This window comes from Pseudomonas sp. YA1 (assembly GCF_058680555.1).
Genome location: NZ_JBZWBG010000019.1, coordinates 20378 through 40555 on the forward strand (window position 1 = coordinate 20378; position 20178 = coordinate 40555).

The 20178-nt window shown below is 66.7% G+C and carries 16 protein-coding genes; 12 read left to right on the forward strand and 4 right to left on the reverse strand.

Annotated features, from left to right (window positions below; all coding sequences use genetic code 11):
• The 11 genes from nuoE to AC4OR5_RS24250 all read left to right on the forward strand — a co-directional run bounded on the left by nuoE (position 1) and on the right by AC4OR5_RS24250 (position 12904).
• The gene (nuoE, locus tag AC4OR5_RS24200; protein ID WP_003090460.1) at positions 1–501 is read left to right on the forward strand and encodes an NADH-quinone oxidoreductase subunit NuoE; all 501 of its coding nucleotides are present in this window, start codon (positions 1–3) and stop codon (positions 499–501) included.
• Positions 498–1844 (forward strand): NADH-quinone oxidoreductase subunit NuoF, encoded by a 1347-nt coding sequence (gene nuoF / locus AC4OR5_RS24205; protein WP_003097674.1) that lies wholly within the window; start codon positions 498–500, stop codon positions 1842–1844. The genes nuoE and nuoF overlap by 4 nt, the downstream gene beginning before the upstream one ends.
• Before the next feature lie 131 nt (positions 1845–1975).
• Positions 1976–4693, forward strand: coding sequence for an NADH-quinone oxidoreductase subunit NuoG (gene nuoG / locus AC4OR5_RS24210; RefSeq protein ID WP_058160135.1), 2718 nt, complete (start codon positions 1976–1978; stop codon positions 4691–4693).
• Positions 4690–5685, forward strand: a complete 996-nt coding sequence (nuoH, locus tag AC4OR5_RS24215) for an NADH-quinone oxidoreductase subunit NuoH (protein ID WP_003090465.1) — start codon at positions 4690–4692, stop codon at positions 5683–5685. Before nuoG ends, nuoH begins: the two co-directional genes overlap by 4 nt.
• Before the next feature lie 11 nt (positions 5686–5696).
• A complete protein-coding gene (nuoI, locus tag AC4OR5_RS24220) occupies positions 5697–6245 on the forward strand; it encodes an NADH-quinone oxidoreductase subunit NuoI (protein ID WP_003090467.1) in 549 nt (182 codons plus the stop codon).
• A gap of 11 nt (positions 6246–6256) precedes the next feature.
• Positions 6257–6757, forward strand: coding sequence for an NADH-quinone oxidoreductase subunit J (gene nuoJ, locus AC4OR5_RS24225; protein WP_003090473.1), 501 nt, complete (start codon positions 6257–6259; stop codon positions 6755–6757).
• A gap of 45 nt (positions 6758–6802) precedes the next feature.
• Positions 6803–7111, forward strand: a complete 309-nt coding sequence (gene nuoK / locus AC4OR5_RS24230) for an NADH-quinone oxidoreductase subunit NuoK (protein ID WP_003090475.1) — start codon at positions 6803–6805, stop codon at positions 7109–7111.
• Positions 7108–8955 carry an NADH-quinone oxidoreductase subunit L gene (nuoL, locus tag AC4OR5_RS24235; RefSeq protein ID WP_058160136.1) on the forward strand — a complete coding sequence of 616 codons (1848 nt, stop codon included), beginning with the start codon at positions 7108–7110 and terminating at the stop codon, positions 8953–8955. The genes nuoK and nuoL overlap by 4 nt, the downstream gene beginning before the upstream one ends.
• 27 nt (positions 8956–8982) lie before the next feature.
• Positions 8983–10512, forward strand: coding sequence for an NADH-quinone oxidoreductase subunit M (nuoM, locus tag AC4OR5_RS24240; RefSeq protein WP_003090479.1), 1530 nt, complete (start codon positions 8983–8985; stop codon positions 10510–10512).
• 7 nt (positions 10513–10519) lie between these two features.
• Positions 10520–11980 (forward strand): NADH-quinone oxidoreductase subunit NuoN, encoded by a 1461-nt coding sequence (nuoN, locus tag AC4OR5_RS24245; protein WP_003090482.1) that lies wholly within the window; start codon positions 10520–10522, stop codon positions 11978–11980.
• 114 nt (positions 11981–12094) lie between these two features.
• A complete protein-coding gene (locus AC4OR5_RS24250) occupies positions 12095–12904 on the forward strand; it encodes a class I SAM-dependent methyltransferase (protein ID WP_019371700.1) in 810 nt (269 codons plus the stop codon).
• Positions 12905–13110: 206 nt separating this feature from the next.
• On the opposite strand, the gene AC4OR5_RS24255 is transcribed toward AC4OR5_RS24250, so the two are convergent.
• From AC4OR5_RS24255 to AC4OR5_RS24265, 3 genes are all read right to left on the reverse strand, one after another.
• The gene (locus AC4OR5_RS24255) at positions 13111–14169 is read right to left on the reverse strand and encodes an AI-2E family transporter (RefSeq protein ID WP_003090487.1); all 1059 of its coding nucleotides are present in this window, start codon (positions 14167–14169) and stop codon (positions 13111–13113) included.
• A 159-nt stretch (positions 14170–14328) separates the two neighbouring features.
• Positions 14329–16014, reverse strand: coding sequence for a methyl-accepting chemotaxis protein CtpM (ctpM, locus tag AC4OR5_RS24260; RefSeq protein ID WP_073646791.1), 1686 nt, complete (start codon positions 16012–16014; stop codon positions 14329–14331).
• Positions 16015–16127: 113 nt separating this feature from the next.
• A complete protein-coding gene (locus AC4OR5_RS24265; RefSeq protein WP_003090489.1) occupies positions 16128–17453 on the reverse strand; it encodes a Na+/H+ antiporter family protein in 1326 nt (441 codons plus the stop codon).
• A gap of 258 nt (positions 17454–17711) precedes the next feature.
• On the opposite strand from AC4OR5_RS24265, the gene AC4OR5_RS24270 reads away from it, so the two are divergent.
• The gene (locus AC4OR5_RS24270; protein ID WP_003090491.1) at positions 17712–19856 is read left to right on the forward strand and encodes a methyl-accepting chemotaxis protein; all 2145 of its coding nucleotides are present in this window, start codon (positions 17712–17714) and stop codon (positions 19854–19856) included.
• Positions 19857–19860: 4 nt separating this feature from the next.
• Here AC4OR5_RS24270 and AC4OR5_RS24275 read toward each other — a convergent pair whose 3' ends face one another.
• Positions 19861–20169 (reverse strand): hypothetical protein, encoded by a 309-nt coding sequence (locus tag AC4OR5_RS24275; RefSeq protein ID WP_003113384.1) that lies wholly within the window; start codon positions 20167–20169, stop codon positions 19861–19863.
• Positions 20170–20178: the final 9 nt, after the last annotated feature.

Below are 20178 nucleotides of genomic sequence, written 5' to 3' on the forward strand. Positions count from 1 at the left end.
ATGAGCCAGAGCAACCTGATTCAGACCGACCGTTTCGTCCTCAGCGAAACCGAGCGCTCGTCCATCGAGCATGAAATGCATCACTACGAGGACCCGCGCGCGGCGTCCATCGAAGCCCTGAAGATCGTCCAGAAGCAGCGCGGCTGGGTGCCGGACGGCGCCATCCCGGCGATCGGCGAGGTGCTGGGGATCCCGGCCAGCGACGTCGAAGGCGTCGCCACCTTCTATAGTCAGATATTCCGCCAGCCGGTGGGCCGCCACATCATCCGCGTCTGCGACAGCATGGTCTGCTACATCGGCGGCCACGAGTCGGTGGTCGGCGAGATCCAGAAGCAACTCGGCATCGGTCTCGGCCAGACTACCGCCGACGGTCGCTTCACCCTGCTCCCGGTCTGCTGCCTGGGCAACTGCGACAAGGCCCCGGCGCTGATGATCGACGACGACACCCATGGCGACGTGCGTCCCGACGGTGTCGCCAAACTGCTGGAGGCCTACGTATGACCCTTACCTCCATTGGTCCGGCCAACCGCATGGCGCGTTCGGCGGAAACCCATCCGCTGACCTGGCGCCTGCGCGAAGACGCCCAGCCCGTCTGGCTCGAGGAATACCAGAGCAAGGACGGCTATGCCGCGGCGCGCAAGGCGCTGACCCAGATGGCCCAGGACGACATCGTCCAGACCGTCAAGGACTCCGGCCTCAAGGGCCGCGGCGGCGCGGGCTTCCCCACCGGCGTGAAGTGGGGCCTGATGCCGAAGGACGAGTCGCTGAACATCCGCTACCTGCTGTGCAACGCGGACGAGATGGAGCCGAACACCTGGAAGGACCGCATGCTCATGGAGCAGCTGCCGCACCTGCTGGTGGAAGGCATGCTGATTTCCGCGCGCGCGCTGAAGGCCTACCGCGGCTACATCTTCCTGCGCGGCGAATACGTCGACGCGGCGCGCAACCTCAACCGCGCCATCGACGAAGCCAAGGCCGCCGGCCTGCTCGGCAAGAACATCCTCGGCAGCGGCTTCGATTTCGAGCTGTTCGTCCACACCGGTGCCGGCCGCTACATCTGCGGCGAAGAGACCGCGCTGATCAACTCGCTGGAAGGCCGCCGCGCCAACCCGCGTTCCAAGCCGCCCTTCCCCGCCGCCGTCGGCGTCTGGGGCAAGCCGACCTGCGTGAACAACGTGGAGACGCTGTGCAACGTGCCGGCCATCGTCGGCAACGGCGTGGACTGGTACAAGACCCTGGCCCGCCCCGGCAGCGAAGACATGGGCACCAAGCTGATGGGCTTCTCCGGCAAGGTGAAGAACCCCGGCCTGTGGGAACTGCCGTTCGGCGTCAGCGCCCGCGAGCTGTTCGAGGACTACGCCGGCGGCATGCGCGACGGCTTCCAGCTCAAGGCCTGGCAGCCCGGCGGCGCCGGTACCGGCTTCCTGCTCCCGGAGCACCTGGATGCGCAGATGTTCGCCGGCGGCATCGCCAAGGTCGGCACCCGGATGGGCACCGGCCTGGCCATGGCGGTGGACGACAGCATCAACATGGTTTCCCTGCTGCGCAACATGGAAGAGTTCTTCGCCCGCGAGTCCTGCGGCTGGTGCACCCCCTGCCGCGACGGCCTGCCGTGGAGCGTGAAGCTGCTGCGCGCCCTAGAGCGTGGCGAAGGCCAGCCCGGCGACCTCGAGACCCTCGAGCAACTGGTCAACTTCCTCGGCCCAGGCAAGACCTTCTGCGCCCATGCGCCGGGAGCCGTCGAGCCGCTGGGCAGCGCCCTCAAGTATTTCCGTGCCGAATTCGAGGCGGGCATCTCCCGCCAGCCTTCGGCCGCGCCGCGCCCGGCAACGGTCGGCGCCTGATGCTTTGCAGCCGGACGGCCAGCCGTCCGGCGATGTTTCGTCGTCGTGCCGCGGCCCGGCCGCAGGCCCGACGGAACCGTGAGTTTCTATTAGCCACGCCCGCTGACAACGGGCCAACGAAGACTTGAACCATGGCCACTATCCACGTAGACGGCAAGACGCTCGAAGTCGATGGTGCAGACAACCTCCTGCAGGCCTGTCTGTCCCTCGGTCTCGACATTCCCTACTTCTGCTGGCACCCGGCGCTCGGTAGCGTCGGCGCCTGCCGCCAGTGCGCGGTGAAGCAGTACACCGACGAGAACGACAAGCGTGGTCGCCTCGTCATGTCCTGCATGACCCCCGCCACCGACAACACCTGGATCTCCATCGAAGACGAAGAGGCCAAGCAGTTCCGCGCCAGCGTCGTCGAATGGCTGATGACCAACCACCCGCACGACTGCCCGGTGTGCGAGGAAGGCGGTCACTGCCACCTGCAGGACATGACGGTGATGACCGGCCACAACGAGCGCCGGTACCGCTTCACCAAGCGCACCCACCAGAACCAGGAACTCGGCCCGTTCATCGCCCACGAGATGAACCGCTGCATCGCCTGCTACCGCTGCGTGCGCTACTACAAGGACTACGCCGGCGGCACCGACCTCGGCGTCTACGGCGCCCACGACAACGTCTACTTCGGACGGGTCGAGGACGGCGTGCTGGAAAGCGAGTTCTCCGGCAACCTCACCGAGGTCTGCCCCACCGGCGTGTTCACCGACAAGACCCACTCCGAGCGCTACAACCGCAAGTGGGACATGCAGTTCGCCCCGAGCATCTGCCACGGCTGCTCCAGCGGCTGCAACATCAGCCCCGGCGAGCGCTACGGCGAGATCCGCCGCATCGAGAACCGCTACAACGGCTCGGTCAACCACTACTTCCTCTGCGACCGCGGTCGCTTCGGCTACGGCTACGTCAACCGCGAAGACCGTCCGCGCCAGCCGCTGCTGGTGCTGAGCAAGCAGAAGCTGAGCCTGGACGGCGCCCTCGACCAGGCCGCCGCCCTGCTGAAGGAGCGCAAGGTGGTCGGCATCGGTTCGCCGCGCGCCAGCCTGGAAAGCAACTTCGCCCTGCGCGAGCTGGTTGGCGAAGGCAACTTCTACAGCGGCATCAACGAAGGCGAGCTCGACCGCCTGCGCCTGATCCTGCAGGTCATGCAGGAAGGCCCGCTGCCGGTGCCGAGCATCCGCGACATCGAGGACCACGACGCGGTCTTCGTCCTCGGCGAGGACCTGACCCAGACCGCCGCCCGCATCGCCCTGGCCCTGCGCCAGTCGGTGAAGGGCAAGGCCGTCGAGATGGCCGCCGACATGAAGGTCCAGCCGTGGCTCGACGCCGCGGTGAAGAACATCGCCCAGCACGCGCAGAACCCGCTGTTCATCGCCAGCGTCAGCGCGACCCGCCTCGACGACGTGGCCGAGGAAACCGTCCACGCCGCACCGGACGACCTCGCCCGCCTCGGCTTCGCCGTGGCCCACGCGATCGACCCGAGCGCTCCATCCGTGGCCGACCTCGACCCGCAGGCCCAGGCCTTCGCCCAGCGCATCGCCGATGCCCTGCTGGCGGCCAAGCGTCCGTTGGTGGTGTCCGGCAACTCGCTGGGCAACAAGGCATTGATCGAAGCCGCGGCGAACATCGCCAAGGCCCTCAAGCAGCGCGAGAAGAACGGTTCCATCAGCCTGGTGGTCAGCGAAGCCAACAGCCTCGGCCTGGCGCTCTTCGGCGGCGACTCCGTGGAAGCCGCGCTCGAGCGACTGACCTCCGGACAGGCCGACGCCGTGGTGGTGCTGGAGAACGATCTCTACCGCCGCACCGACGCCGCCCGTGTCGACGCAGCCCTGGCGGCGGCCAGGGTGGTGATCGTCGCCGATCACCAGCAGACCGCCACCACCGCCAAGGCGCACCTGGTGCTGCCGGCGGCCAGCTTCGCCGAAGGCGACGGCACCCTGGTCAGCCAAGAAGGCCGCGCCCAGCGCTTCTTCCAGGTGTTCGACCCGACCTACTACGACGCCAAGAACATGGTCCGCGAGGGCTGGCGCTGGCTGCATGCGATCCACAGCACCCTGCAAGGCAAGCGCGTCGACTGGACCCAGCTGGACCACGTCACCGAAGCCGTGGCCGAGGCCAAGCCGATCCTGGCCGGTATCCGCGACGCCGCACCGGCCGCCTCGTTCCGCATCAAGGGCCTCAAGCTGGCCCGCGAACCGCACCGCTACAGCGGGCGCACCGCCATGCGCGCCAACATCAGCGTGCACGAGCCGCGCACCCCGCAGGACATCGACTCGGCGTTCGCCTTCTCCATGGAAGGCTACTCCGGCAGCCAGGAAGACCGTCAGCAGATTCCGTTCGCCTGGTCGCCGGGCTGGAACTCGCCGCAGGCCTGGAACAAGTTCCAGGACGAGGTCGGCGGCCACCTGCGCGCCGGCGACCCCGGCGTGCGCCTGATCGAACCGAAGGGCGAAGGCCTCGACTGGTTCCAGGCCGTGCCGGTGCCGTTCAGCGCCAAGGCCGACAGCTGGAAGGTAGTGCCGCTGTACCACCTGTTCGGTAGCGAGGAAAACAGCTCGCGGGCCGCGCCGATCCAGCAGCGCATCCCGGAGACCTACGTCGCCCTGTCCAAGGAAGACGCGGACCGCCTCGGCGTCAACGACGGCGCGACCCTCGGCTTCCAGTTCAAGGGCCAGGCCCTGCGCCTGCCGCTGCGCATCGATGAACAACTCGGCGCCGGCCTGATCGGCCTGCCGGTCGGCTTCGCCGGCATCCCGGCGGCGATCGCCGGCTGCTCCGTGGAAGGTCTGCAGGAGGCTGCACAATGAGTTGGCTGACTCCCGCTCTGGTCACCATCATCCTCACCGTGGTCAAGGCCATCGTGGTGCTGCTCGCCGTGGTCATCTGCGGCGCCCTGCTCAGCTGGGTCGAGCGCCGCCTGCTCGGCCTCTGGCAGGACCGCTACGGCCCCAACCGGGTCGGTCCGTTCGGTGCGTTCCAGCTCGGCGCGGACATGGTCAAGATGTTCTTCAAGGAGGACTGGACCCCGCCGTTCGCCGACAAGATGATCTTCACCCTGGCCCCGGTGATCGCGATGGGCGCCCTGCTCGTCGCCTTCGCCATCGTGCCGATCACCCCCACCTGGGGCGTGGCGGACCTGAACATCGGCATCCTGTTCTTCTTCGCCATGGCCGGCCTGACGGTGTACGCCGTGCTGTTCGCCGGCTGGTCGAGCAACAACAAGTTCGCCCTGCTCGGCAGCCTGCGCGCCTCGGCCCAGACCATCTCCTACGAGGTGTTCCTGGCCCTGTCGCTGATGGGCATCGTCGCCCAGGTCGGCTCGTTCAACATGCGCGACATCGTCCAGTACCAGATCGACAACGTCTGGTTCATCATTCCGCAGTTCTTCGGCTTCTGCACCTTCATCATCGCCGGCGTCGCCGTGACCCACCGTCACCCGTTCGACCAGCCGGAAGCGGAGCAGGAACTGGCGGACGGCTACCACATCGAGTACGCCGGGATGAAATGGGGCATGTTCTTCGTCGGCGAGTACATCGGCATCGTGCTGGTCTCGGCGCTGCTGGCGACCCTGTTCTTCGGCGGCTGGCACGGTCCGTTCCTGGACACCCTGCCCTGGCTGTCGTTCTTCTACTTCGCCGCCAAGACCGGCTTCTTCATCATGCTCTTCATCCTGATCCGCGCCTCGCTGCCGCGTCCGCGCTATGACCAGGTGATGGCGTTCAGCTGGAAGGTGTGCCTGCCGCTGACCCTGATCAACCTGCTGGTGACCGGCGCGCTCGTGCTGGCCGCGGCCCAGTAAGGAGAACCACCGTGATCAAAGAAATCATCAACGTCGTGCATGGCACCTTCACCCAGCTTCGCAGCCTGGTGATGATCTTCGGCCATGCCTTCCGCAAGCGCGACACCCTGCAATACCCCGAAGAGCCGGTCTACCTGCCGCCGCGCTATCGTGGCCGGATCGTCCTGACCCGCGACCCCGACGGCGAGGAACGCTGCGTAGCCTGCAACCTGTGCGCCGTGGCCTGTCCGGTTGGCTGCATCTCCCTGCAGAAGGCCGAGACCGAGGACGGTCGCTGGTATCCGGAGTTCTTCCGCATCAACTTCTCGCGCTGCATCTTCTGCGGCCTGTGCGAGGAAGCCTGCCCGACCACCGCGATCCAGCTCACCCCGGACTTCGAGATGGGCGAGTTCAAGCGCCAGGACCTGGTCTACGAGAAGCACGACCTGCTGATCTCCGGCCCGGGCAAGAACCCGGACTACAACTACTACCGCGTTGCGGGGATGGCGATCGCCGGCAAGCCGAAAGGCGCCGCGCAGAACGAAGCCGAACCGATCAACGTGAAAAGCCTGCTGCCATAAGGAGACGTCGCGTGGAATTCGCTTTCTATTTCGCTGCCGGCGTCGCCGTACTGGCCACGCTGCGGGTCATCACCAACAGCAACCCGGTGCATGCCCTGCTCTACCTGATCATTTCCCTGCTGGCCATCTCGATGACCTTCTTCAGCCTCGGCGCACCCTTCGCCGGCGCCCTGGAGATCATCGTCTACGCTGGCGCCATCATGGTTCTGTTCGTCTTCGTGGTGATGATGCTCAACCTCGGCCCGGCCGTGGTCGAGCAGGAGCGCAAGTGGCTCACGCCCGGCATCTGGGTCGGGCCTTCGGCCCTGGCCCTGGTCCTGCTGGTGGAACTGCTGGTGGTCCTCGCCCGCACCCCGAGCGGTGCCGGCATCGGCCATACCACGGTAGACGCCAAGGCGGTCGGCATCAGCCTCTACGGCCCGTACCTGCTGGTGGTCGAACTGGCCTCCATGCTGTTGCTCGCGGCCCTGGTCGCTGCCTATCACCTGGGTCGTCAAGACGCCAAACAATAAAGGTTCGGCGGGCGCCCTGCGCCCGCCCCAAGGGAACGTAACGCTATGAACGCAATACCACTGGAACACGGCCTGGCCCTCGCCAGCGTCCTGTTCGCCCTCGGACTGGTCGGCTTGATGGTGCGACGCAACATCCTGTTCGTACTGATGAGCCTGGAAGTGATGATGAACGCCGCCGCCCTCGCCTTCGTGGTCGCCGGCAGCCGCTGGGGCCAGCCCGACGGCCAGGTGATGTTCATCCTGGTGCTGAGCCTCGCGGCCGCCGAAGCGAGCATCGGCCTGGCGATCCTGCTGCAACTGTATCGCCGCTTCCACACCCTCGATATCGACGCTGCCAGCGAGATGCGCGGATGAACCTCCTACCTCTTACCTTCCTGTTCCCCCTGGTCGGCTTCCTGCTGCTGTCGTTCTCCCGCGGCAGGTGGTCGGAAAACCTTTCGGCGCTGGTCGGCGTCGGCTCGGTCGGCCTCTCCGCCCTGAGCGCGGCCTGGGCCATCTTCAGCTTCCACAGCAGTCCGCCGGAAGGCGGCGCCTACAGCCTGGTGCTGTGGCAGTGGATGGCGGCCGGCGACTTCAGCAGCAACTTCACCCTGTACCTGGACGGCCTCTCGGTAACCATGCTCGGCGTGGTTACCGGCGTCGGCTTCCTGATCCACCTGTTCGCCTCCTGGTACATGCGTGGCGAAGCCGGCTATTCGCGCTTCTTCGCCTACACCAACCTGTTCATCGCCAGCATGCTGTTCCTGGTGCTGGGCGACAACCTGCTGTTCCTCTACTTCGGTTGGGAAGGCGTGGGCCTGTGCAGCTACCTGCTGATCGGCTTCTACTACAGCAATCGCAACAACGGTAACGCGGCGCTCAAGGCGTTCATCGTCACCCGCGTCGGCGACGTGTTCATGGCCTTCGGCCTGTTCATCCTGTTCCAGCAGTTCGGCACCCTGAACATCCAGGAGTTGCTGGTGCTGGCGCCGCAGAAGTTCCCGGAAGGCAACCTCTGGCTGACCCTGGCGACCCTGGCCCTGCTCGGCGGCGCGGTCGGCAAGTCCGCCCAACTGCCGCTGCAGACCTGGCTGGCCGACGCCATGGCCGGCCCGACCCCGGTCTCCGCGCTGATCCACGCCGCCACCATGGTGACCGCCGGCGTCTACCTGATCGCCCGTTGCCACGGCCTGTTCACCCTGGCCCCGGACATCCTCGAACTGGTCGGCATCGTCGGCGCGGTGACCCTGGTCCTGGCCGGCTTCGCCGCCCTGGTGCAGACCGATATCAAGCGCATCCTCGCCTACTCGACCATGAGCCAGATCGGCTACATGTTCCTCGCCCTCGGCGTCGGCGCCTGGGACGCGGCGATCTTCCACCTGATGACCCACGCCTTCTTCAAGGCCCTGCTGTTCCTCGCCTCGGGCGCGGTGATCGTCGCCTGCCACCACGAGCAGAACATCTTCAAGATGGGCGGGCTGTGGAAGAAGCTGCCGCTGGCCTACGCCAGCTTCGTGGTCGGCGGCGCGGCGCTGGCCGCCCTGCCCTTCCTCACCGCGGGCTTCTACTCCAAGGACGAGATTCTCTGGGAGGCCTTCGCCAGCGGCCATCGCGAGTTGCTGATCGCCGGCCTGGCGGGTGCGTTCCTGACCTCGATCTACACCTTCCGCCTGATCTTCGTCGCCTTCCATGGCGAGCCGAAGACCGAAGCCCACGCCGGCCACGGGATTTCCCACTGGCTGCCGCTCAGCGTGCTGATCGTCCTGTCGACCTTCGTCGGTGCCCTGATCACCCCGCCGCTGGCCGGCGTCCTGCCGGAAAGCGTCGGCCACGCTGGTGGCGAAGCCAAGCACAGCCTGGAACTGGCCTCGGGCGCCATCGCCATCGCCGGCATCCTGCTGGCCGGCCTGCTGTTCCTCGGCCAGCGCCGCTTCGTCAGCGCCCTGGCGAAGAGCGCCCCGGGTCGCTTCTTCGGTACCTGGTGGTACCACGCCTGGGGCTTCGACTGGCTGTACGACAAGCTGTTCGTGAAACCCTACCTGCTGCTCTGCCAACTGCTGGGGCGCGACCCCATCGACCGTACCCTGGGCGTCGTTCCGTTCAGCGTGCGCGGCGGACACAACCTCCTCAGCCTCACCGAGAACGGCCGCCTGCGCTGGTACGCCGCTTCCCTGGTGGGTGGCGCCGCCATCCTGCTCGGCGCGCTGCTGCTGGCCTAACGAATTCACGGAGAGACTGAGCCTGTCATGATTCTGCCCTGGCTAATCCTGATCCCCTTCATCGGCGGTTTCCTCTGCTGGATCGCCGAACACAGCAGCAAGACCCTGCCCCGCTGGATCGCGCTGCTTTCGATGACCCTGGTCCTGATCCTGAGCCTGTGGATCTGGGCCACCGGCGACTTCCAGCTGGCGCCCGCGCCCGGCGGCGAGCCGGAATGGACCCTGCAATTCAAGGTGCTGTGGATCGAGCGTCTCGGCATCAGCGTCCACCTGGCGATGGATGGCCTGTCGCTGCTGATGGTCGCCCTCACCGGCCTGCTCGGCGTGCTCTCGGTCCTCTGCTCCTGGAACGAGATCCAGCGCCGCATCGGCTTCTTCCATCTGAACCTGCTGTGGATCCTGGGCGGTGTGATCGGCGTGTTCCTCGCCATCGACCTGTTCCTGTTCTTCTTCTTCTGGGAAATGATGCTGGTGCCGATGTACTTCCTCATCGCGCTGTGGGGACACAGCTCCGATGACGGCAAGAAGACCCGCATCTACGCCGCCACCAAGTTCTTCATCTTCACCCAGGCCAGCGGCCTGGTGATGCTGGTGGCGATCCTCGGCCTGGTGTTCGTCAACTTCAATGCCACCGGCGTGATCACCTTCGACTACGCCACCCTGCTGAAGACCCAGTTGAGCCCCCACGTGGAATGGCTGCTGATGCTCGGCTTCTTCGTCGCCTTCGCGGTGAAGATGCCGGTGGTGCCGGTGCATTCCTGGCTGCCGGACGCCCACGCCCAGGCGCCCACCGCCGGCTCCGTGGACCTCGCCGGCATCCTCCTGAAGACCGCCGCCTACGGCCTGATCCGCTTCGCCCTGCCGCTGTTCCCCAACGCCTCGGCGGAATTCGCGCCGATCGCCATGTGGCTCGGCATCATCGGCATCTTCTACGGTGCCCTGCTGTCCTTCGCGCAGACCGACATCAAGCGCCTGGTCGCCTACTCCAGCGTTTCGCACATGGGCTTCGTGATGATCGGCATCTACTCCGGCAGCCAGGTCGCGCTGCAGGGCGTGGTGGTGCAGATGATCGCCCACGGCCTCTCCGCCGCGGCGCTGTTCATCCTCTGCGGCCAGCTCTACGAGCGCCTGCATACCCGCGACATGCGCAAGATGGGCGGCCTGTGGTCGCGCATGCCCTACCTGCCGGCGATCAGCCTGTTCTTCGCCTCGGCGTCGCTGGGCCTGCCCGGCACCGGCAACTTCGTCGGCGAGTTCCTGATCCTGATCGGCGCCTTCAAGGTGGTCCCGGTGATCATCGTGATCGCCACCTTCGGCCTGGTCTTCGCCTCGGTCTACTCGCTGATCATGATCCACCGCGCCTACTTCGGACCCAGCCAGTCCGACGAGCCGATCCTCGGCCTCGACGCCCGCGAACTGAGCATGGTGCTCGGCCTGGCGGTCCTGCTGGTCCTGCTCGGGGTCTACCCGCAGCCGGTGCTGGACATCTCCGCGGCCAGCATGCACGGCGTGCAGCAATGGCTGGGCGCAGCCCTTTCCACCCTTGCAGGACGGTAGTCGCGAAATGACCTTTACGATCCAACACTTCATCGCGCTCCTGCCACTGCTGATCACCAGCGCCACCCTGGTGGTGGTGATGCTGGCGGTAGCCTGGAAACGCAATCACTCGTTCACCGCCACTCTCTCGGTGATCGGCCTCAACCTGGCCCTGCTGTCGCTGCTGCCGGTCCTCGGCGTCACCCCGATCGAGGTGACCCCGCTGGTGCTGGTGGACAACTACGCCTGCTTCTACATGGCCCTGGTGCTGGTCTCCGCCCTGGCCTGCGTGACCCTCGCCCACGCCTACATGGAAAGCTATCCGGGTAACCGCGAAGAGCTGTACCTGCTCCTGCTGCTGGCCACCGCCGGCGGCCTGGTGCTGGTCAGCGCGCAGCACCTGGCCAGCCTGTTCATCGGCCTGGAGCTGCTCTCGGTCCCGGTCTACGGGATGGTCGCCTACGCCTTCTTCAACAAGCGCTCGCTGGAAGCCGGCATCAAGTACACCGTGCTCTCGGCCGCCGGCTCCGCCTTCCTGCTGTTCGGCATGGCCCTGCTCTACGCCGAGTCCGGTACCCTGGGCTTCGCCGGCCTTGGCGCCAAGGTCGCCGAGCACGTGCTGAGCGGTCCGCTGGTCAGCGTTGGCGTCGGCATGATGCTGGTCGGCCTGGGCTTCAAGCTGTCGCTGGTGCCCTTCCACCTGTGGACCCCGGACGTCTACGAAGGCGCCCCGGCGCCGGTCTCGGCGTTCCTCGCCACCGCCAGCAAGGTCGCGGTGTTCGCCGTGCTGCTGCGGCTGTTCCAGATCGCCCCGGCGGCCCTGGACAACCAACTGCTGAACATCTCCCTGAGCGTCATCGCGGTCGCCTCGATCCTCTTCGGCAACCTGCTGGCACTGACCCAGAGCAACATCAAGCGCCTGCTCGGCTACTCGTCCATCGCCCACCTGGGCTACCTGCTGGTCGCCCTGATCGCCAGCAAGGGCATGGCCGTGGAAGCGGTCGGCGTCTACCTGGCCACCTACGTACTGACCTCCCTCGGCGCGTTCGGCGTGATCACCCTGATGTCCACCCCGTACAGCGGCCGCGACGCCGATGCGCTGTTCGAGTACCGCGGCCTGTTCTGGCGCCGGCCGGTACTGACCGCGGTGATGACCGTGATGATGCTGTCGCTGGCAGGCATCCCGCTGACCGCCGGCTTCATCGGCAAGTTCTACGTGATCGCGGTCGGCGTCGAGTCGCACCTGTGGTGGCTGATCGGCGCCCTGGTGCTGGGCAGCGCCATCGGCCTGTACTACTACCTGCGGGTCATGGTCACCCTGTTCCTGGTCGAGCCCGGCATCCGCCAGCACGACGCACCGTTCAACTGGGGCCAGCGCGCCGGCGGCATCATGCTGGTGGCCATCGCCCTGCTGGCGTTCTTCCTCGGCGTCTACCCGCAGCCGCTGCTGGAAATCCTCCAGCATTCCGGCCTGGCCCTCGCCGGCTGAGTCGCCCGCTCCACGAAAACCCCGCCTCGGCGGGGTTTTTCTTTGGCCCGCCCCACGCACCCTGCCCCGCTGCCGTGGCATGCTCCGCGCTCCATGGATGAACCCGGAGGCCTCATGCCCACCTTCCACGATATCGACGTCCTGCGACACAACAGCGCCAGTTGGGACGCCCAGGCCGCCCGTGACTGCGAATGGTCGCGACCGGTCAGCGCCGAGGAGGTCGCCGCCGCACGCCGCGGCGACTGGGCGGTGAAGCTGACCCCGGGCGCGTTACCCACTCACTGGCTGGGCGACGTACGCGGCCGCGAGATCCTCTGCCTGGCCTCGGCCGGCGGCCAGCAGGCGCCGATCCTTGCCGCCGCCGGCGCACGGGTCACGCTGTTCGACGCCTCGGCGGGACAGCTGGACAAGGACCGCCAGGTCGCCGCCCGCGACCGCCTCGAACTGGCCTGCGTGCAGGGCGACATGCGCGACCTCTCGACCTTCGCCGATGCCTCCTTCGACCTGGTCTTCAATCCCATCTCCAATCTCTACGTCGACGATGTCCTGCCGGTCTGGCGCGAATGCGCGCGGGTGCTGCGGCCGGGCGGCAAGCTGCTGGCGAGCTTCTACAACCCGGCGCTGTTCATCGAGGACCGCTCGCCGGAACTGGCAGAGCAGGGCCTGATCCGGCCGCGACATCGCCTGCCCTACTCCGACCTGGAAAGCCTCTCCGCCGAAGCCCTCGCGGCGAAGCGCGAGAAAGGCGAAGCCCTGGTGTTCGGCCATAGCCTGACCCAGCAGATCGCCGGCCAGCTCGCCGCCGGCCTGCTGCTGCAGGATTTCTACGAAGACTGGCAACCGCACCCGCGCTTCGTCATCGACCGCTTCATGCCGACCTTCCTCGCCACCTGCGCGCTCAAGCCGAGGTCCGCCGCCGGTTGACAGCGGCGAGCCCTGAGGAGTGCCGGCAAGCGCTGCTCCATGTCCATTCGCGCAACGGTCGCGATGTACCAGGTTCGACGCACTGTTAGCCGAAGGCCCCAGGCACTGCCTGGAGCGGCTCAGCCACGACAGCGCCGTCCATGATGCTTCAAGGCCTGAAACGAACAAGCCCCGCATTCGCGGGGCTTGTCTGCCACGGGCGCGACTCAGGCCTGTGGTTCTTCCTCGCGACCAGTGAACAGGTCCCAACTGGCCATGAACAGCGCGGCGATCAGCGGGCCGATGACGAAGCCGTTGAGGCCGAACAAGGCCATACCGCCGAGGGTGGAGATCAGCACCACGTAGTCCGGCATCTTGGTGTCCTTGCCGACCAGGATCGGGCGCAGGATGTTGTCCACCAGGCCGATCACCACCACGCAGAACAGGATCAGCACTACGCCCTGCCAGATCGCCCCGGTGAGCAGGAAATAGGCCGCCACCGGCGCCCAGATCAGCGCCGCGCCGATGGCCGGCAGCAGCGACAGGAAGGCCATCAGGGTGCCCCAGAGCAAGGCACCCTCGATGCCCAGCACCCAGAAGATCAGGCCGCCGAGAGCGCCCTGGGTGGCAGCCACGGCGATGTTGCCCTTCACCGTGGCGCGGATCACCGTGGTGAACTTGGCGAACAGGTGGTGCTTGTGTTCCTGGCTCAGCGGCACCGCCTGCTTGATCCGCCGGCCGAGCACGCGACCGTCGCGAAGGAGGAAGAACAGCAGGTAGAGCATGATGCCGAAGCTGATGACGAAGTCGAGGGTGTTCTGGCCGATGCTGAACGCCTTGGTCGCCACCACCTGGCTGGCCTGCATCGCCACCGAGGAGAGCTTCTCCTGCAGGCTAGAGAGATTGGCCAGGTCGAAGCGCTCCAGCCACTGGTGCACCGATGGCGGTAAGGCGGCCACCGCCTGCTGCAGGTAGGCGGCGAAGTTCAGTTCGCCGGACTTGACCCGCTGGTAGACGCTCGCGCCTTCCTGCACCAGCGAACCGGCGATGAAGATCACCGGGATGATCACGATCAGCACGCAGATCAGCAGGGTGATCAGCGCGGCGAGGTTCTTCCGATCTCTCAGACGCACCTGCAGGCGGCGTTGCACCGGGGCGAAGATGATCGCCAGGATGGTGCCCCAGAACACCGCGCCGTAGAACGGCAGCAAGAGCCAGCCGAAGGCGAGCGTGACCACCGCCAGCAACAGGAGAAAAGTCCGGGATTCCAGTTTCGTGTCGAGCATGTCCAATCCATCTGGCAGTGGGAAGCAAAGCATTAGTCAGCCGGCGGAGGTGGATCGTTCACGACTGCCGGCCGACTCCGCCGAATAATGACAGGAAGGCTCTGTGGCGCACCACTGCCGGCTGGCTCTTTTGCCGGCAGCGGTCGCGCGGGGGAAGGGTCAGATGCGGAACTGACCGACCAGCCGGCCCAGGCCCTGGCCCAGTTGCGCCAGGCTGCGGGCGGTCTGCGCGCCCTGCTGGGCCTCGTCGGCGACGCTGTCCACCGCGCCGGCGATCTGGTGCACGCTGCGGTTGATCTCCTCGGCCACCGCGGTCTGTTCCTCGGCGGCGCTGGCGATCTGCGCGTTCATCGCGTTGATGGTGGCAATCAACTGGGCGATGGCGTCCAGCGAATCGCCGGCCTGGTTGGCCTGGTTGCTGGTGCCCTCGCCGGCCTCGCCGGAACGGCGCATGGCGTCGACCGCGGCGTTGGTGCCCTGCTGCAGACGATCGATCATGCCCTGGATTTCCTGGGTGCTCTGCTGGGTGCGGCTGGCCAGCGCCCGCACTTCGTCGGCGACCACCGCGAAGCCACGTCCGGCCTCGCCGGCACGGGCCGCCTCGATGGCCGCGTTGAGCGCCAGCAGGTTGGTCTGTTCGGCAATCGAGCGGATCACCCCGAGCACGCTGACGATCGACTGCACGTCCTGTTGCAGGCTGTCCAGCGAGGAACCGCTGTCGCGGATCTCGTCCACCAGCGAGTGGATGCGCTCGATGCTGCCGTCCACCACGCGCTTGGCCGCCTGGCCTTCGTGGTCGGTCTGCTGCGCGGCCTCGGCGGCGCGCTGGGCGCTCTGCGCCACTTCATGGGCGGCGGCGGACATCTCGTTGATCGCGGTGGCGACCTGGTCGGTCTCGTGGCGCTGGCGCTCCATGGCCTGCTCGGAACGCTCGGCCTGGGCCGACATCTGCTCCACCAGTTGCTTGAGGTCGCCGGTCATCCCGGCGATCTGCCGCACCAGACCGTGGATCTTCTCGACGAAGCGGTTGAAGGAACCGGCCAGCTCGCCCAGCTCGTCGTGGCTGGTCACCGGCAGGCGACGGGTCAGGTCGCCTTCGCCGGCGGCGATGTCATCGAGGTTCTGGCGGATCTGGTGCAACGGCCGCAGCATCGCGTTGGCCACCGCCAGGCCGATCACCAGCAGGACCACCAGGAGGACCCCGGCGATCGCCACGATGCTGGCGATCAGGGTGCCGATACGCTCGTCGATGGCTTGCTTGATCTCCACCAGTTGAGCCTCGACGCCGTCGAGGTTGATCGCCGAGCCGATCACCATGTCCCACTTCGGCAGGTACAGGGTATAGGACAGCTTGGGCACCATGACGCTTTCGTTACCCGGCAGCGGCGAGGTATAGGTCACGTAGTGGCTGCCGTTCTTGCCTGCCTCCACCAGTTCGCGGTTGAGGTAGACGCCGCTGGGATCGCGGCGGTCGCGGAAGCTCTTGCCGACGTCCACCGGGCTGTCGCCACGGAACAGGCGCACCACCTGGGAGTCGTAGCCGAAGATATAGCCGTCCTTGCCGTACTTGACCTTCGACAGGCGCGCAATGGCCTCGGCGCGGGCATTCAGGTCGCCGTTGGCCGAGCGGTCGTACTCGGCCTGGATACTGCCCATGGCGATCTGCACATAGTGCTCAAGTTCGGCACGACGGTCGCCGAGCAGGCGCTCGCGGGTATCCTTGACTTCGGTATCAGCCTGTTTTTTCAGGATCAGCACCGCTCCGCCGCTGAGCACCAGGGCGAAGAGCAGCACCGGCACCATGGCCAGCAGGAGGACTTTGGATTTCAGGGTCAGACGCATCATCAACTCCTAGCATGACGCCCAATAAAAAACGGGATTCCCGTTTCATCGGCAATCCCGTCGGAAGCTTAAGCGGCCGGCCCGACATTCCGTCAGGCGACCGCCCGAAATGGGACTCAGAGCAACATCGCGGCGGCCCAGCCGAACACCAGCAACGGCAGGTTGTAGTGCAGGAAGGTCGGCACCACGGTGTCCCAGATGTGATTGTGCTGGCCGTCGACGTTGAGCCCGGAGGTCGGCCCGAGGGTCGAGTCCGACGCCGGAGAACCTGCATCCCCCAGCGCGCCGGCGGTGCCGACGATGCTGACGATGGCCAGCGGGCTGAAGCCCAGTTGCACCGCCAGCGGGACGAAGATCGCGGCGATGATCGGCACGGTGGAGAACGACGAGCCGATGCCCATGGTGACCAGCAGGCCGACCAGCAGCATCAGCATGGCGCCGACCGCCTTGCTGTTGCCGATCCAGGCCACCGAGGCGTCGACCAGGCTCTGCACCTCGCCGGTGGCCTTCATCACCTCGGCGAAACCGGCCGCGGCGATCATGATGAAACCGATGGTGGCCATCATCTTCATGCCTTCGGTGAACAGGTCGTCGGTCTCCTTCCAGCGCACCACGCCGGACAGCGAGAAGACCACGAAACCGACCAGCGCGCCGATGATCATCGAGTCCAGCCACAGCTGCACGACGAACGCGGCGACGATGGAGACCCCGGCCACCGCCAGGCTTTTCGGGCTATAGCTGACATCGACGCGTTCGGCCTGCTCGATCCGCTGCAAGTCGTAGACGCGCTTGCGGCGGTAGCTGAACAGCACCGCGATGAGCAACCCGGCGAGCATGCCCAGGGCCGGGATGAACATGGCGTGGGTGACGTTGATCCCGCTGACGTCGACGCCGTTGCGCGCCACGTTGGCCAGCAGGATTTCATTGAGGAAGATGTTGCCGAAGCCCACCGGCAGGAACATGTACGGGGTGATCAGGCCGAAGGTGATGACGCAGGCGATCAATCGCCGGTCGATCTGCAGCTTGCTCAGCACATAGAGCAGCGGCGGCACCAGCAGCGGGATGAAGGCGATATGGATCGGCAGGATATTCTGCGAGGATACCGCCACGCAGAGCAGCAGGCCGACCAGGATCCACTTGAACGCACCGGCGCCCTTGCCCTGCTCGTCGTGCCGGCCGAGCAGCGCCAGGACCTTGTCGGCCAGCGCATGGGCCACGCCGGAGCGAGCGATGGCCACGGCGAAGGCGCCGAGCATGGCGTACGACAGGGCCACCGTGGCCCCCCCGCCGAGGCCGCCGTTGAAGGCCTTGAGAGTCCCCTCCAGGCCTAGGCCACCGAACAGTCCACCGACCACCGCGCCGATGATCAGCGCCAGCACGACATGCACACGGCAAAGGCTGAGGACGAGCATCAGTGCGACCGCCAGCACCACTGCGTTCATCGTTGAACTCCTTGCAAATGAAACGAACCCGGCCGCCTGCGACCGAAAAAAGGGGCGTACTCTGCTACAGCCATCCCCGCCTGTCAAAGCCGCGCATGGGCGAATGTCGCCTGGCTATAAACCGTTGTGCACGGTTCTTGCGTGCGATTCGCCGCACGACGGCAATCCGGCGCCAGCGAACGAACCGTCGTCAAGAATGGGCGAGCCCTGCCGATAAGCCTTGGGCCCCCGCAGTTTCTTCGTACAAGGACCCCTCCCATGTTCCTTCGCCGCCTGTCCATCCAATGGAAGATCACCCTGCTGGCAGGCCTCTGCCTGCTCGGCGTGGTCGCCTTGCTGGTCGGCCTTTCGGTCTACCGCATGCAGCACAGCAGCGTACTGGTGAAAAGCGCCAGTACGCAGATGCTCGACGAATCGGCGCGCCTGCGCCTGGAAGCCCGCGGGGAATTGCAGGCGTTGCGCATCCAGCGCTATTTCATGGATGCCTTCCAGTACGGCAAGGGTTTCTCCCGGCAGATCCTGTTCCTCCGCGACCAGGCGCAGAAGCGCTTCCTCGACGCCTACGACCTGCGCGAAGACCTGACCCGCCAGGTGCGCACCGCGCTCGCCGCCAATCCCGAGGTGCTCGGCCTGTACGTGGTCTTCGAACCCAACGCACTGGACGGCAAGGACGAACTGTTCGTCGACCAACCCGCCCTGGGCAGCAACGACAAGGGACGCTTCTCCCTGTACTGGGCGCAGGCCACGCCGGGACAGCTGGAGTCCGAGTCGATGGTCGAGTCCGAACTCGCCGACACCAGCAGCGGGCCCAGCGGCGCGGCCTACAACGCCTGGTACACCTGCCCGAAGGAAAGCGCTCAACCCTGCGTGCTCGATCCCTACTTCGATAAGGTCGGCGAGCGCCAACTGCTGATGACCAGCATCGCCTTCCCCCTCGAACTGGATGGCAAGGTGATCGGCGTGATGGGCCTGGACATCAACCTGAGCAACCTGCAGGCGCTCAGCGAACAGGGCAACCGCGAACTCTACGACGGCGTCGGCCAGGTCGGCATCCTCAGCCCGGCCGGGCTGTTCGCCGGCAACAGCCGCGACGCCGGCCTGCTCGGCAAGAACCTGGCCAAGGCGGATCCGCAGCACGCCGGCGAACTCCTGCAACTGCTGGCCGCCGGCAAGAGCCAATTGTTCAACGAGAACGACGACCTCAAGGTGCTGCAACCGTTGCAGCCGATTCCCGGCGCCAAGCCCTGGGGCGTGCTCCTCGAAGTGCCGAAGAGCGCCCTGCTCGGCCCGGCCCTGGCGCTGGAGCGGCAACTGGACGACATGCGCCGCGAAGGCACCTGGGTCGAGCTGGGCCTCGGCCTCGGCGCCGCGGTGCTCGGCCTGCTGGTGCTGTGGCTGACCGCCCGCGGCGTAACCCGGCCGATCCTCGGCGTCGCCCACATGCTGCGCGACATCGCCAGCGGCGAAGGCGACCTGACCCAGCGTCTGCCGCACACCGGGCGCGACGAGCTGGGCGAACTGGCCGGTTGGTTCAACCGTTTCCTCGACAAGCTGCAGCCGATCATCCGCGACGTGAAGGTCTCGGTGCGCGATGCGCGCAGTACCGCCGACCAGTCGGCGGCGATTTCCAGCCAGACCAGCGCCGGCATGCAGCAGCAGTTCCGCGAGATCGACCAGGTCGCCACCGCATCCCACGAGATGACCGCCACTGCCCAAGACGTCGCCCGTAGCGCCGCCCAGGCCGCCGACGCCGCGCGCGGTGCCGACCAGGCGACCCGCGACGGTCTGGCGCTGATCGACCGCACCACCCAGAGCATCGACAGCCTGGCCGCCAACCTGACCAGCGCCATGGGCCAGGTCGAGCAACTGGCCAGCAGCAGCGAGGAAATCGGTTCGGTGCTAGAAGTGATCCGCGCCATCGCCGAGCAGACCAACCTGCTGGCGCTCAACGCGGCCATCGAGGCGGCCCGCGCCGGCGACGCCGGCCGCGGCTTCGCGGTGGTCGCCGACGAAGTGCGCAACCTCGCCCGGCGCACCCAGGACTCGGTGGAACAGATCCGCGGGGTGATCGAAGGCCTGCAACAGGGCACCCGCGACGTGGTCGACGCCATGCACGGCAGCCATCGCCAGGCCCAGGGCAGCGTCGAGCAGGTGGATGAAGCGGTGGCCGCGCTGCAACGGATCGGCGAGGCGGTGACGGTGATCAACGACATGAATCTACAGATCGCCAGCGCCGCCGAGGAACAGAGCTCGGTAGCCGAGGAGATCAACCGCAATGTCGCGGCGATCCGTGACGTCACCGAGTCGCTGTCGAGCCAGGCCGAGGAATCGGCCCAGGTCAGTCAGTCACTGAACCGCCTGGCCAACCACCAGCAGGGCCTGATGGAACAGTTCAAGGCCTGACCGTTCACGGCCTGAATAGCGCCGGGGGACCGTAGGTCCCCCAGATCGCCAGGCGGGCCAGCGAGCGCAGCCAGCCACGCAGACGCGCCGGGGCTCCCGCCTCGGCCACCTTCGCTGCCGCTGTCCCGGCCTGTCGCGGCTCGCCGCGCTCGCTGCGCAACGCGTTTTCCACGGCCTGCTCGTAGCGAGCCTGCGCGGGTAACCGCGGCGACCGCCCCTCCTCTCGCTGTCCACTGGACTCGCCCAACAGGAACACCAGCACCGGCAGCATCAGCGCCCAGCGCCAGCGGCCCGTACTCGTCCGCCGTTTCATCGTCCAAGA

Bases quoted from the DNA above. Each gene is read 5' to 3' on its own strand.
- nuoE (WP_003090460.1), top strand. From the start codon at position 1: ATGAGCCAGAGCAACCTGATTCAGACCGACCGTTTCGTCCTCAGCGAA.
- nuoF (WP_003097674.1), top strand. From the start codon at position 498: ATGACCCTTACCTCCATTGGTCCGGCCAACCGCATGGCGCGTTCGGCG.
- nuoG (WP_058160135.1), top strand. From the start codon at position 1,976: ATGGCCACTATCCACGTAGACGGCAAGACGCTCGAAGTCGATGGTGCA.
- nuoH (WP_003090465.1), top strand. From the start codon at position 4,690: ATGAGTTGGCTGACTCCCGCTCTGGTCACCATCATCCTCACCGTGGTC.
- nuoK (WP_003090475.1), top strand. From the start codon at position 6,803: ATGAACGCAATACCACTGGAACACGGCCTGGCCCTCGCCAGCGTCCTG.
- nuoL (WP_058160136.1), top strand. From the start codon at position 7,108: ATGAACCTCCTACCTCTTACCTTCCTGTTCCCCCTGGTCGGCTTCCTG.
- nuoM (WP_003090479.1), top strand. From the start codon at position 8,983: ATGATTCTGCCCTGGCTAATCCTGATCCCCTTCATCGGCGGTTTCCTC.
- nuoN (WP_003090482.1), top strand. From the start codon at position 10,520: ATGACCTTTACGATCCAACACTTCATCGCGCTCCTGCCACTGCTGATC.
- AC4OR5_RS24250 (WP_019371700.1), top strand. From the start codon at position 12,095: ATGCCCACCTTCCACGATATCGACGTCCTGCGACACAACAGCGCCAGT.
- AC4OR5_RS24255 (WP_003090487.1), bottom strand. From the start codon at position 14,169: ATGCTCGACACGAAACTGGAATCCCGGACTTTTCTCCTGTTGCTGGCG.
- ctpM (WP_073646791.1), bottom strand. From the start codon at position 16,014: ATGATGCGTCTGACCCTGAAATCCAAAGTCCTCCTGCTGGCCATGGTG.
- AC4OR5_RS24265 (WP_003090489.1), bottom strand. From the start codon at position 17,453: ATGAACGCAGTGGTGCTGGCGGTCGCACTGATGCTCGTCCTCAGCCTT.
- AC4OR5_RS24270 (WP_003090491.1), top strand. From the start codon at position 17,712: ATGTTCCTTCGCCGCCTGTCCATCCAATGGAAGATCACCCTGCTGGCA.
- AC4OR5_RS24275 (WP_003113384.1), bottom strand. From the start codon at position 20,169: ATGAAACGGCGGACGAGTACGGGCCGCTGGCGCTGGGCGCTGATGCTG.